Source organism: Mesorhizobium sp. M5C.F.Cr.IN.023.01.1.1 (assembly GCF_003997585.1).
Taxonomy (GTDB): Bacteria; Pseudomonadota; Alphaproteobacteria; order Rhizobiales; family Rhizobiaceae; genus Mesorhizobium; species Mesorhizobium wenxiniae.
Window position 1 is genome coordinate 1 of record NZ_RZSU01000023.1, and the last position, 13605, is coordinate 13605.

Annotated in this window: 7 protein-coding genes; 6 read left to right on the plus strand and 1 reads right to left on the minus strand. The window is 62.9% G+C overall.

Annotated elements, in window-relative coordinates; translation table 11 throughout:
• From EOA78_RS12005 to EOA78_RS12025, 5 genes are all read left to right on the plus strand, one after another.
• Positions 1–4480, plus strand: a 4480-nt coding sequence (locus EOA78_RS12005) for a translocation/assembly module TamB domain-containing protein (RefSeq protein ID WP_127315295.1), incomplete at its 5' end; no start/stop codon positions are given.
• 401 nt (positions 4481–4881) lie between these two features.
• Positions 4882–6534 carry an ABC transporter substrate-binding protein gene (locus EOA78_RS12010; RefSeq protein ID WP_029351582.1) on the plus strand — a complete coding sequence of 551 codons (1653 nt, stop codon included), beginning with the start codon at positions 4882–4884 and terminating at the stop codon, positions 6532–6534.
• 166 nt (positions 6535–6700) lie between these two features.
• Complete coding sequence (locus EOA78_RS12015; protein WP_029351580.1) at positions 6701–7735, plus strand: ABC transporter permease; 1035 nt, start codon at positions 6701–6703, stop codon at positions 7733–7735.
• A gap of 12 nt (positions 7736–7747) precedes the next feature.
• Positions 7748–8905 carry an ABC transporter permease gene (locus EOA78_RS12020; RefSeq protein ID WP_127315296.1) on the plus strand — a complete coding sequence of 386 codons (1158 nt, stop codon included), beginning with the start codon at positions 7748–7750 and terminating at the stop codon, positions 8903–8905.
• 52 nt (positions 8906–8957) lie between these two features.
• On the plus strand, positions 8958–11162 hold the full coding sequence (locus tag EOA78_RS12025) for an ABC transporter ATP-binding protein (RefSeq protein WP_127315297.1): 2205 nt from the start codon (positions 8958–8960) through the stop codon (positions 11160–11162).
• Between the two features lie 13 nt (positions 11163–11175).
• On the opposite strand, the gene EOA78_RS12030 is transcribed toward EOA78_RS12025, so the two are convergent.
• Positions 11176–11766 (minus strand): hypothetical protein, encoded by a 591-nt coding sequence (locus tag EOA78_RS12030; RefSeq protein WP_127315298.1) that lies wholly within the window; start codon positions 11764–11766, stop codon positions 11176–11178.
• Positions 11767–11985: 219 nt separating this feature from the next.
• Here EOA78_RS12030 and EOA78_RS12035 point away from each other — a divergent pair, with 219 nt between their 5' ends.
• Entirely contained in the window at positions 11986–13524 is a 1539-nt protein-coding gene (locus EOA78_RS12035) for a trimethylamine methyltransferase family protein (RefSeq protein WP_164783727.1), read from the plus strand.
• Positions 13525–13605: the final 81 nt, after the last annotated feature.

Consider the following 13605-nt stretch of genomic DNA (forward strand, 5'->3'; position numbering starts at 1 on the left):
GCAATTCACTTCGGGCTCGCTCAGCGCCAGCGGCACTGCCAGCGCGACGGGCACCGACATCCAGGCCGACATCAAGGGCACGCTCGGTGACGTTTCTGTGCTGTCGCCGATGGTTGGCGTACCCGTCGGCGGGGCCGTCGATTTCGCGCTGACGGCGAGCGGCGCGCGCACGGCGCCGAATTTCTCGGTCTCGGCCGACAGCGACAGCCTGACGGCGTCGGGACGCACGGTCAGGACGATCAAGCTGGCGGCCACCGGCAAGGCCGACATTGCCAATCCCGCCGCCGATGTCTCACTGACCGGGTCCGTTAACGACCAGCCGCTCGATCTCAGGGCATCGTTGGTCACGCGTGACGGAAAGCGCTCCCTAAACGGGTTTAGCCTGTCGCTGGCCGACAACAAGGTCTCGGGCGATCTCGCTCTCGACGACAGCTTGCTGCCGCTCGGCACGCTGACACTCGAAGCGGCCGATATAGGCCCGCTGGCCGCGCTTGCCGGGCAGACGGCGGCAGGCGACGTGCAGGGCAGCATCCGCTTCTCTAATGATGGCGGCGCGCCGGCAGTCGCCGTCGATGCGACGAGCGGGTCTATTTCGCGCGGCGATCTGGCGGCGAAGACCATCACCGTCAACGCGCTGGTCGCCAACTATCTCAAGGCCCCGGCGATCTCTGGCACGATCAAGGCCGATACGGTCACATCGGGAACGACAATCATCAGCGGCATCGGTGTCGACCTGACGCGCGACGGCGACTGGACCGGGTTTTCCGGCGGCGCCACCGTCAAGGACATTCCGGCCACGGCCGAAGGCAGGGTGAAGATCGCGGACGGCACGACAAGCATCGAGATCGCTTCTGGTGACGCGACCATTCGCGGCATCAAGGCAGCGATCGCGCAGCCGTCGACCCTGAGCATCGCCAATGGCACGGCTAGCATCGAGAAGCTGATGCTCGATGTCGGCGGCGGATCGGTGACCGTGTCCGGCACCGCCGGCCCGACGCTCGACCTCGCGGCAGAGTTCTCCGCATTGCCGGCCGCCCTTGCCAATGATTTTTCACCCGGTCTCGACGCCGCGGGCTCGCTCGGCGGAACAGCGAAAGTGACGGGACCGTCGGCAGCCCCCAACATTCGTTTCAATGCGCAGCTCAGCGGCGCTGAGACCAGCCAGACCCGCCAGGCGGGGCTCGGGCCGCTCAATGTCGATGCGGCAGGCAGCTACTCCTCCGCCGGTGGCATTGCCATCGACCACGCGACGCTTGCCGGTAACAAAATTTCCGGCAAGGCCGCCGGCACCATCAATCCGAACGGCGCCAGCGATTTTGCGCTCGACCTCGCCTCGACCGGCCCGAGCCTGCCGCTGGCGCTTGGCAGCACCGAGAGCCCGATCAATCTCGAGTTGCAGGCGCTGTCGGTGGAGGTCGCGGGGCAGGGCATGCAATCGAGGCTGAATATCTCAGCTACACTGCCGTCGGTCGCCACCAATCTAGCCAAGGCCGAAGGCATCGCGCTTGCGCTCCATTCCGACGCCTTCGATCTGAAGGGCCGGACAGGGCCGATCTCCGGCACGGTGACGGCGGACAAGATCGGCCTGGACAACCCGACCATCGCGCCGCTGCTCGCCGGCAGGATCACTGCCAAGGTCGCCGGCGATCTCGCTGCCGATACCATCGTCATCGACAGCGGCTCGGTGACAAGCGAGGCACTGGACAGCGGCTTTAATGGAAGGGTCTCGCTGGCCGACGGCGCCATCGATCTCAACCTTAAGGCGGTTGCGGCTTCCGCAGCATTGCCGGCGGCAGTGCGCGGCGTGCTCGCCGAGCGGACGCAGCTCAGCGCGGCACTGAAGCGCGATGCCAATGGCAATATCACCGCCAACGCCATCAGGCTGGTATCAGGTGCATTCAGCGCCGACGGGCAGGCCAACCTCGCCGACAACAAGGTCAGCGCCGACGTCAAGGGCGTGCTGGCCGACATCTCGCTTCTGTCCGGGGATGCCAAGGGCGCCATAACGTTTGCGCTGAACGCGCAGGGCGCCGGTACAGCGCCGGACCTGTCGCTGACGGTCGACAGCGACCGGCTTTCGGTGGCGGCGCGAGAAATCACAGGGCTAAAGCTCATCGCGACGGGGAAGGGCGACATCGCCAGCCCGGCCGCCGATATCTCGCTCACCGGATCCGTCAATGACGAGCCACTCGATTTCAAGGCGTCGCTGGTAACGCGCCAGGGAAAGCGGTCCATAAACGGACTAAGCCTGTCGCTGGGCGACAACAAAGTTTCGGGCGATCTTGCTCTCGACGATAGATTCCTGCCGCTCGGCACGGTGGCGCTGGATCTGCCCGATATCAGTCCGCTCGCAGCCCTGGCGCTGGAAGAAGCTAACGGCGACGTGCGTGGCACGATCGCCTTCTCGAAGACCGGCAATGCGCCTGATGTCGCCATCAAGGCGACCACAGATTCAATTTCGCGCGGCGATCTTTCGGCAAAGACGGTCACCATCGATGCGCTGATCGCCAACTATCTCGCCGCACCGGTGATCTCCGGAAAAATCCGCGCCGACAGCGTCACCTCCGGCGGCACCGTCATTCGCGGCATCGATGTCGATCTCACCCGCGACGGCGACTGGACCGGCTTTTCCGGCGGCGCCACCGTCAAGGACATTCCGGCCAGGGCCGCCGGCCGCGTCAGGGTTGCCAACGGCGCTACAATGGTCGAGCTCACCTCCGGCCAGGCGACCATGCGCGGCATCAAGGCGGCGATCGCTCAGGCCTCGACCATCACCATCGCCAACGGCACCACCAGCCTGGACAGGCTCGCGCTCAACCTCGGCGGCGGCACGGCGACGGTTTCGGGCAAGGTCGGGGAGGCGCTCAATCTCAACGCGACGCTGGCGCGGGTGCCGATGTCGCTCGCCAACAGTTTCTCGCCGGGCCTCGATGCTGCCGGCTCGATCTCCGGCACGTTGAAGGTGACGGGCGCGCCGGCCAATCCGGCCGTCGCCTTCAAGATCGACGCCGCAGGTGTCCAGACGTCGCAGACTCGCGATGCCGGTTTCGGCGGCATGGGAATTTCGTCCTCCGGCACGTATTCGGGCAACAGACTGACCTTCGACGCCAACATGAGCGATGCCGCCGGTCTCGGCCTCAAGGGCGGCGGCACGATGACAACATCAGGCACGCCCACCCTTGATCTCGACTTTTCCGGCAAGGTGCCGTTCGCCTTCCTCACCCGGACACTCGCCGCGCAAGGCCTGTCCTTGAGCGGCACGGCCGACGTCGATTTGAAGGTGCGCGGCCCGGCGACGTCGCCGGTGATTTCAGGCACGGTCCGCACGTCAGGCGCCCGCCTGATCGATGCACGCTCGGGACTTGCGATCAACGATATCACCGCCGATGTGGCGATCGCCAGTAGCGTGGCCAGGATCAACCGCCTGACCGGCAATTTGTCGACGCGCGGCAGCCTGTCGGCCAGCGGCACGGTCGGGATCAATCCGGCGCAAGGTTTTCCGGCCGACCTGTCGGTCAAGCTCGTCGACGGCCGCTACACCGACGGCAGGGTGGTCACCGCCAATCTCGGTGGCGACCTGACCATCAAGGGGCCGCTCGCGTCGGCGCCGGTGATCTCGGGTACGATCAACCTGGCCAAGACCGTCATCACCGTTCCCGAGAAGCTGCCGGGCTCGCTTGCGACGCTCAACGTCAAGCACAAGAACGCACCGGCCGCCGTGCGCGCGCAGGACAAGGCGTTGCGCCCGGCGACGGCGAGCGGCGGCAGCGGTGGGGGCGGCCTCAATCTCGATGTCACGGTCAACGCGCCGAGCCAGATATTCATCCAGGGCAGGGGTGTCGATGCCGAGCTCGGCGGTTCGCTGCGGCTGACCGGTCCGGCATCGTCGCCGCAAGCCGTCGGCACCTTCACCTTGCAGCGCGGACGGCTGACGATCCTCGCCAAGCGGCTGACCTTCACCGAAGGCACGGTCGGCTTTTCAGGCTCGCTGGTGCCTTATCTCAACCTCACAGCGACATCGACGACGAGCAGTGCCACCGTCACCATCGTGGTGTCGGGCGAGGCGACCAATCCGAAATTCAACTTCTCGTCGGTGCCTGCCCTGCCGGAGGACGAGGTTCTGGCGCAGTTGATCTTCGGCCGCTCGATGTCGAACCTGTCGCCGCTGCAGATCGCCCAGCTTGCCGAAGCCGCCGCGCAGCTGGCCGGTGTTGGTGGCTCGACGTCGCTGCTCCAGAACCTGCGCAGCGCGATCGGCGTCGACGATCTCGACGTCATCACCGACGAGGAGGGCGGCACCGCGGTCTCGGCGGGCAAATATCTCAACGACCGCACCTATGTGACCATCCAGAAGGGCGACAAGCCGGGTTCGGGCAAGGCGGCGATCGATCTCGACGTCGGGCGCGGCGTCAAATTGCGCGGCGAGGCCACAGACGCTGGCGAAGCCAAGGGCGGCGTTTTCTACGAGCGCGAGTACTGAGGCCGGGCCGACGCGAGAGGGCCTGGCAATCCGACAATTGTCGCCGTTCTGGCACCCTGTCCGGGATCGGCCGGCGCTGGGCAAAGCTTCGCGCATGACGCCGGAAATCGGAACCGATTTTCGGTTAGGGATTATGCGCAAAATCAAAGTGCTACAGCGTCTTTTGCGCGCCCCAGGGGACGCGCGGCGCTGTCGTAATGTCTCAGTTTGATCGATCCCGGAGATTCGAACGAAATCTGCCGGGCAATAGCAATTTTGCGCCAAGACTGTCGTTATCACGCGAACTGCTTCCCTTCCAAAGTTGCACATTCCTTGGCATGTTCCCAACCCGTGCCGTTTTTGACATCATGGCCCGGATGCGGAATGGTAAAAGGCAGAAAGCCAACAATGGGAGTTTCGTGATGACAATCTACAAGAGTAATGGCGATCGCGTTCCGGATCACATCCATGCAATGGCCGAAGAAGCCAAGGCCGGACGTGTCGACCGCCGCGAGTTTCTGGCTCTGGCCAGCGTCTTCGGCGCGTCCACGGCGATGGCCTATGGTATGCTCGGCCTCGCCGACCCGACGCCGGCGAGAGCGCAGGACGTACAGGGCAAAAAGGGCGGCATATTGAAGGTCGCCATGTGGATCAAGGATCCGAAGGATCCGCGCAAGGCCGACTGGTCGGAAATCGCCAATGCCGAGCGCCAGGCACTCGAGCCGTTGGTCAAGTACACAAACGAATTCACGTTCCGCCCCTACCTGCTCGAGAGTTGGGACGTCAACGACGACGCCACCGAATACACGCTGCATGTGCGCAAGGGCGTCACCTGGAACAACGGCGATCCGTTCACCGCGGATGACGTCATCTTCAACTTCAAGCGTTGGGCCGACAAGAAAGCCGAAGGCAATTCTATGCCCGGTCGTCTCGGCTCGCTGGTCAAGGACGACAAGCTGGATGAGAGCGCAGTCACCAAGGTCGACGAACACACGGTCAAGCTAAAGCTCAGCACGCCTGATATCGCGCTCATTCCCAACGTGTGCGACTATCCCGGCCTCATCGTCCACAAGACCTTCGACGAAAAGGGCGGCGATTTCAAAGCCTGCCCGATTGGCACCGGCCCGTTCGAGCTCGTCTCCTACGATGTCGGCCAGAAAGTCGTCTACAAGCGCCGCGAAGACAACAAGTGGTGGGACGGCGAGGTCTTCCTCGACGGCATCGAGTTCATCGACTACGGCACCGATCCCGCGGCTACGGTCAGTGCCTTCGAATCGGGAGAGGTCCATACCAATTTCGAGACGTCGGCCGACTATGTGTCGATCCTCGACGGTGTCGACCTAGTCAAGTACGAGGTGGTCACCGCAGCGACCATCGTCTGCCGCACCAATGTGGCCAACAAGCCTTATGACGATCAGAAGGTCCGCAACGCGCTGCAGCTCGCAGTCGACAACGCCGTCGTGCTGCAGCTTGGCATGGCCAATGCCGGTACTGTCGCCGAAAACCACCATGTCAGCCCGATCCATCCGGAATATTACGAGCTGCCGAAGATTGCCCGCGATCCGGCCAAGGCGAAGGCGCTGATGGAGGAAGCCGGTCAGGCCGATTTCGAGCACGAGCTGATCACGGTCGACGAAGACTGGCACAAGAATACCGGCGATGCGATCGCCGCGCAGATGCGCGACGCCGGCATCAAGGTGAAGCGCACGGTGCTGCCCGGTTCGACGTTCTGGAACGACTGGACGAAGTATCCGCTGTCGATGACCAACTGGAATATGCGGCCGCTCGGCGTCCAGGTTCTGGCGATCGGCTACCGCACCGGAGAAGCCTGGAACGAAACCGCCTGGTCGAATCCCGAATGGGATGCCAAGCTCAACGCCGCGCTCGCCGTTGCCGACGCCGCCAAGCGCAAGGAGATGATGAAGGACATCGAGCAGATACTGCAGGATTCCGGAATCATCATCCAGCCCTACTGGCGCAAGCTCTACAGTCACTCGGTGGCTGCCGTTAAGAACTACGCCATGCACCCGACCTTCGAGCGCGACTACGGCAAGGTCTGGCTCGACGAGGCCTGATCGGATCGAAGCCAAAGGGGAGGGAGGGCGTTGTTCCCTCCCTCCTGTTTCGAACATGATCCAAATGTGGGATCAGCGCAAAAAGGTGCTGACTTTTCAGGCCGGCTCATGCGACAAATCAAGGGTTGACAGCACCTGACCCCAACCCGATCGGCAGGGGGCCGCCATGCTTTCCTTCATCCTTCGACGCCTCGGCACCATGGCATTGACGATGCTGTGCCTGACATTGGTCGTCTTCTTCCTGATCAATCTCGACCCCAATCTGAAAAAACTGGCGATCAGCCAGACCGAAATGCACACCTCGGCCGAGCAGCTCGAAAGCTGGCTGGTCAACCATGGCTATCGCCAGAATTTCTTCTCCCGCTATGGCCAATGGCTGGGTATCGTGCCCAAACAGCCGGTCACAGACCCGGCAACGGGCAAACCCGCGCGACGTTTTTCGTTCTGCAACGATCCTGTCGAGCCAACGTTCTCCGGCGTGCTACAGGGTGATTTCGGCTGCTCGACCAAGTTCAAAACGACGGTCGCGTCGAAGCTTTTCCCGGCACTCGGCGCCACCGGTATTCTGATGTTCTGGGTGCTTGTGGTGATGGTGCCGATCTCGCTTCTGATCGGCATCCTCGCCGGCATGCGAGAAGGCTCGCGAACCGATCGAACGTTGTCCGTCGCCTCGATCGCCTCGACGGCGACGCCCGAATATGTGTCGGGCGTCATTTTCACCGTCATTTTCGCCTCATGGCTCGGCCTGCTGAACGGTTCGGCGGCTTCGGCCAGTCGGGGCATCACCTTCTACAATTTCACTTTGCCTGTGATGACGCTGGCGATCTACGGCATCGGCTACATCGCCCGCATGACCCGCGCCTCGATGGTCGAGGTGATGACGCAGCAATATATCCGCACCGCGCGGTTGAAGGGCCTCTCCTTCGGCAGCGTCGTGGTCAAGCATGCGCTGCGCAACGCGCTGATCGCGCCGTTCACCGTCATCATGCTGCAATTTCCCTGGCTGCTCACCGGCGTCGTCATCGTCGAGGTGATGTTCCGCTACCAGGGGTTTGGCTACACGCTGGTCGAGGCGGCCGGCAACAACGATATCGATCTTTTGCTTGGCTGCTCCCTGGTCTCGGTGTTCATCGTCCTGATCACGCAGCTCATTTCCGATGTCGGCTACGCGTTTCTCAATCCGCGCATCAGAGTTCAATAGGGGATCGAGCGGATGCAGCTTGAATATATCGGCGCCTTCGATGTGGTGCTTGGCGTGCTTGCGCGTTTCTGGCCGGTCTGGATTTCTCTCGTCCTGGTGATGGGGGTGAGCTTCGCCTACAAGAAGAGGCTTGGCCTCTACGGTCAGCTGTTCGACAGCAGCGTCGGCATCGTCGGCGTCGGCATCTGCCTGTTCTGGCTGTTCACGGCGATCTTCGCGTCGACCATCTCGCCCTTCAATCCGCTTGTCCAGATCCCGATCATGAAGGATGCGCTGCCGGGCGCGGTCGAGCCGCAATCGGGACTTGTCTATCTGTTCGGCGGCGACAAGCTTGCCCGCGACGTATTCAGCCGCATGGTCTATGGCAGTCAGATCGTGCTGATCATCGCGCCGGCGGCGACCGGCTTCGCGCTGATGGTCGGTATCACGCTTGGCCTGCCGGCCGGCTATTATGGCGGCAGGATCGATACGGTGCTGTCCTTCCTCGCCAATCTCGTGCTGGCCTTTCCGGTGATCCTTCTGTTCTACCTCTTGGTGACACCGGGCATCATGGAGACGCCGATTCCCTATGCGATGGCCGGGCTGTTCTTTCTGTTCCCGATCATCTTCTTCAGCGTGCTGTTCTGGACGCGCTACAAGAAGCGGCCCGACCGCCTTTACATCCTCCTGGGGCTGACGCTGATCATTGGCGGCTGGGTCTATGCCGGCTTGGTCTTCGATGCCGACCCGTTCAGGATCATCCATATCGATCCCAACCAGCTCAACATCTTCGTGGCGGTGGTGTTCGCCTCCAGCCCTGGCGTGTTCCGCATCGTGCGCGGCCTTGTCATGGACATCAAGACGCGCGACTATGTGGCGGCGGCGCAGACGCGCGGTGAATCGCCCTGGTACATCATGCTGTGGGAGATCCTTCCCAATGCACGCGGGCCGCTGATCGTCGATGCCTGCCTGCGTATCGGCTACACCACGATCCTGCTCGGCACGCTCGGCTATTTCGGCCTGGGGCTGGCGCCTGAGAGCCCGGACTGGGGCACTGCGATCAAGGACGCCAGCCGGCTGCTGCGCTCCTTCATCCATCCGGCGCTGCCGCCGACGATCGCGCTGATGTCGTTCGTGCTGGGCCTTAATCTCTTGGCCGACTCGCTGCGTGAACAATCGATGAAAGATTGATGGACGGGTTCTCGACCCGATATGCTTGAAAGAACAAGGATTGGAGCGACCCATGAATGAGGCAGTTCGAAATCCCGCCGAGCCGATTATCGAGATCGAGAACCTGTCGATCTCCTTCTTCACCCGCAAGGGTGAGATACCGGCCGTTATGGACTTCTCCTGCACGGTCATGCCTGGCGAAGCGATGGGCATCGTCGGCGAATCCGGCTGCGGCAAGTCGACCGTGTCGCTCGGCATCATGCGCGACCTCTCCAACATCGGAAAGATCGTCGGCGGCCGGATAAAGTTCCAGGGCAAGGACATGGGCGAGCTGTCCGACGAGGAACTGCGCGCCATCCGCGGCAACAAGATCGCGATGATCTACCAGGAGCCGATGGCCAGCCTGAACCCGGCGATGAAGGTCGGCCAGCAACTGATGGAAGTGCCGCTGATCCATGACAAGGTGTCGAAGGAAGAGGCTTATAGACGCGCGCTGGAAATGGTGCGCGCGGTCAGGCTGCCCGATCCCGAGCGCATGATGCGCTCCTTTCCGCACCAGCTTTCCGGTGGCCAGCAACAGCGTATCGTCATCGCCATGGCGCTGCTGTCGAAGCCGGCGCTGCTCCTGCTCGATGAGCCGACGACGGCGCTCGACGTGACGGTGGAAGCCGGCATCGTCGACCTGGTCAAGGGGCTCGGCGAGAAGTTCGGCACCTCGATGATCTTCGTGTCGCATAATCTCGGCCTGATCCTGGAAACCTGCGACCGCATTACGGTGATGTATTCGGGCGAAGCGGTGGAGACCGGCAAGATCAAGGACGTCTTCGACCGGATGCGCCATCCCTACACGCAAGGCCTGTTCCGCTCGATCCCGCTGCCCGGCGCCGACAAGAATTCGCGGCCTCTGATCTCCATACCGGGGCAATTGCCGCTGCCGCACGAGCGGCCGAAGGGCTGCAATTTCGGCCCCCGCTGCCACCATTTCGTCGAGGGCGTCTGCAACGCCGCCGAAATCCCGATGATCGCGGTCGACGGCCATGAAGGCCATTTTTCGCGCTGCGTGCGCTTCAACGAGATCGACTGGGAGGCGCTGCCGCCCGGCGCCAAGAAGGTCAACGAGCGCGTCGAGCCCGGCGCGCCGGTGCTCAAGATCGAGGACCTCAAAAAATACTACAAGGTCGGCGGCAGCGAAGTGTTCGGCTCAAGCGAGGGCCGCGTCGTCAAGGCCAACGAGACGATCTCCTTCATGGCGCGCGAATCCGAGACCGTCGCCATTGTCGGCGAGTCCGGTTGTGGGAAGTCGACGCTGGCCAAGGTGCTGCTCGGGCTGGAGACGGCAAGCTCGGGCAGCGTGACGCTCGGCAACCAACAGATCCAGTCGACCGGCGTCGAGAAGCGCAGTGTCGAGACGGTGTCGTCGATCCAGATGGTGTTCCAGAATCCGTTCGACACGCTCAATCCCAGCCATACGGTCGGTTCGCAGATCATCCGCACGCTGGAAAAGTTCAATGTCGGCAACACGGTCGCCGATCGCCGTCAGCGCATGCTGGAGCTTCTCGACCTGGTAAAGCTGCCGCGGGCGTTCGAGACCCGCAAGCCGCGCCAGCTCTCAGGCGGCCAGAAGCAGCGCATCGGCGTGGCGCGGGCCTTTGCCGGCGACGCCAAGGTGGTGGTGGCCGACGAGCCGGTTTCGGCGCTCGACGTGTCGGTGCAGGCGGCGGTGACTGAGCTCCTGATGGACATCCAGCGCAAGAACAAGACGACGATGCTGTTCATCAGCCACGATCTGTCGGTGGTGCGCTACATCGCCGACCGCGTCGTCGTCATGTATCTCGGCTATATCGTCGAGCAGGGCACGACCGACCAGATATTTTCGCCGCCCTATCATCCCTATACCGAGGCGCTGTTGTCGGCGATCCCGATCGCCGACACCAGCGTGATCAAGAAGCACATCGTGCTGGAGGGCGACATTCCGTCGGCGATGAACCCGCCAACCGGCTGTCCGTTCCAGACGCGTTGCGGCTACAAGAAGCTGGTGCCGGAGAATCTTTGCGAGACGCAGGTGCCGCCGGTGAAGAATCTCGGCGACGGTCATTTGAGCCTGTGCTGGCTTGCCGACGACGTGCTAGCGAAAATGGAGCCGGTAATCAAATTCGACAAGGAGCATGCCGCCCATGAGGGGTTGCCGGACGACGCGCCGCAAGGCATCGGTCCAGGCTTTGCCGGCGCTCCGCCCAAGCGTCCGCGCGGCAAAAGGCCGAAGCTGACGGATGGCTAGATCCTTGGCTTCATCAACGCGCGCATTGGCGTAGCTGCGCGGCGTAATCCCGGGCCATCTGTTCGGTGGCCCGCGCATAGCGCTGCACGCCGGCATCGCCGCGATTCCCACGGCCATAGGCCGTCCAGCCGAGATAATAGGCCAGATAGAGATTGTAGGTGTCGTTGCGGGCGACGCCGAGCGTGTCTGATGTCTTGGAATGATACCAGCCGACGAAATCGACGGCATCGGCAAAGCTGGTGCGGCGCGCCGCCCAGCTGCCGGTCTCGCTTTGATACTGCGCCCAGGTGCCGTCGAGCGCCTGCGAGAAGCCGGTGGCGCTGGAGACACGTTTCCAGGGAATGAAGCCGAGAAGCTTGGTGCGCGGCGGCCTGGCGTTGCTCTTGAAACCGGATTCCTTGCGCACCGTCGCCATCAGCACGGGAACCGGCACGCCGTATTTCTGCTCGGTACGCTCGGCCGCCGCCTGCCAGTTGTCGAACCAGCCGTCATTCTGGTCGAACACGGCGCAGACATCGTTGATATGGCGTGGCGGCGTCGCGCAGGCCGACAGCGCCAGCAACACTGTAACAGCTACAATTTTACTAAAACTCGACCTACCCATTGGAACAGGATTAGGCCGAAAACATAAAAGGAATCTTGCTGCGTTCCTTAACGGCCCATCGGCCGCTTTGGTCCCGGCAGAGGCGAGGGTAGATATTCCGACGTTTTCTGTCGCTTTTGTCGGCGTGAAATTCCCGATATGCCGCCTTGGCTAAAATCACGCCCGCATGTGGCGGATTTCTGACAGCCCGATCCTCGTGCCGGCGCTTTGATGCGCCGCATGAACGAACCGAGACGCAAGCGCGGCGCCGAGCGAACCAGCAACCGGGGACTGGCCGCCATTCCGCAACTGCCGTTGCGCCGCGTGACAAATCCCTATCCGCCAATGGCGATGCTCTCGGCCGACCAGATCGAGGCTATCCACCAGGCGTCGATGCACATTCTGGAGAATTTCGGCATCGAGGTGATGAGCCGGCGGGCGCTTTCGCTGTTCGAGAATGCCGGGGCCAAGGTCGATCAAGCGTCGATGACCGTCCGCATCGACCGCGGTATGGTCGACCGGGCACTGCGGACGACGCGGTCGAGCTATACGCTGACGCCGCGCAACCCCGGCCGTACCGTTCATCTCGGCGGCAACACCATCAATTTCACACTGGTCGCCGGGCCGCCCAATGTGCATGACATGGAACGCGGCCGCCGCGCCGGCAATTTGCGCGACTATTGCGATCTCACCCGGCTGGCGCAGCATTTCAACTGCATCCACATGCTGGGCAATCAGGTCTGCGCTCCGGTGGAACTGCCGGCCAATTCACGCCACCTCGACACCTATTTCGCCAATCTGACGCTGACCGACAAAAGTTTTCACGTCTCGGCGATCGGCCGCGGCAGGGCGCTCGACGGCATCGAAATGATGGCAATCGCGCGCGGACTGACGCTTGATCAGATGCGCGACGACCCCGGCGTCACCACCATCATCTCGGTCAACTCGCCGCGCCGCTTCGACGAGATGATGGCCGAAGGCCTGATGACCATGGCCGAGTTCGGCCAATCGGTTGCGGTGACGCCGTTCACGCTGATGGGGGCGATGAGCCCGGTGACGCTTGCCGGCGCGCTCGCCCAACAGAACGCCGAGGCGCTGTTCGGCGTGGTCTTGACGCAGCTTGTCCGCCCTGGCGCCCCGGTCATGTATGGCGCCTTCACCTCCAATGTCGACATGAAGTCCGGTGCACCGGCGTTCGGCACGCCGGAGAACACCAAGGCCAACATCGCCTCCGGGCAGCTGGCGCGGCGCTATGGACTGCCCTACCGGACGACGCCGGGCTCGGCCTCCAACGCCGCCGACGCGCAAGGCACCTATGAGACGCTGATGGCGCTGTGGGGCGCGGTGCTCGGCCACGGCAATCTCGTCTACCACGCCGCCGGCTGGCAGGAGGGCGGGCTGACCGCGTCGTTCGAAAAGTTCATCATCGACGTCGAGATGATCCAGCACATGATGGAGTTTTTGCGCCCGATCGAAGTCAACGAGGCCGAACTCGCCGTCGAGGCATTGGGGGCGGTGCCGACCGGCGGCCATTTCTTCGGCGAGCCGCACACGCTGGAGCGCTACGCCACCGCCTTCTATCAGCCGATGCTCTCCAATTGGCAGAATTACGAGGCCTGGCAGGAGGCCGGCGGGCTTGATGCCACGGCGCGGGCGACGCGGCTGTGGAAGAAAGCGCTGGAGGATCATGTCGAGCCGGCGATGGATATTTCCGTGCGCGAGGCGCTGGAGGCGTATGTGGCAAAGCGCAAGGAAGCGATCGGGCAGGGCGAGCCGTGATGTCTTTGGTATCGGGTCCGCTCAACTCCTGTCATCCCGATTCACTAAACCGTCCAACTCGCTAAAATAGACGAGAAAATC

What these genes read in the sequence shown, in the direction of transcription:
- EOA78_RS12010 (WP_029351582.1), top strand. Translation starts at nt 4,882, where the DNA reads ATGACAATCTACAAGAGTAATGGCGATCGCGTTCCGGATCACATCCAT.
- EOA78_RS12015 (WP_029351580.1), top strand. Translation starts at nt 6,701, where the DNA reads ATGCTTTCCTTCATCCTTCGACGCCTCGGCACCATGGCATTGACGATG.
- EOA78_RS12035 (WP_164783727.1), top strand. Translation starts at nt 11,986, where the DNA reads ATGAACGAACCGAGACGCAAGCGCGGCGCCGAGCGAACCAGCAACCGG.
- EOA78_RS12020 (WP_127315296.1), top strand. Translation starts at nt 7,748, where the DNA reads ATGCAGCTTGAATATATCGGCGCCTTCGATGTGGTGCTTGGCGTGCTT.
- EOA78_RS12025 (WP_127315297.1), top strand. Translation starts at nt 8,958, where the DNA reads ATGAATGAGGCAGTTCGAAATCCCGCCGAGCCGATTATCGAGATCGAG.
- EOA78_RS12030 (WP_127315298.1), bottom strand. Translation starts at nt 11,766, where the DNA reads ATGGGTAGGTCGAGTTTTAGTAAAATTGTAGCTGTTACAGTGTTGCTG.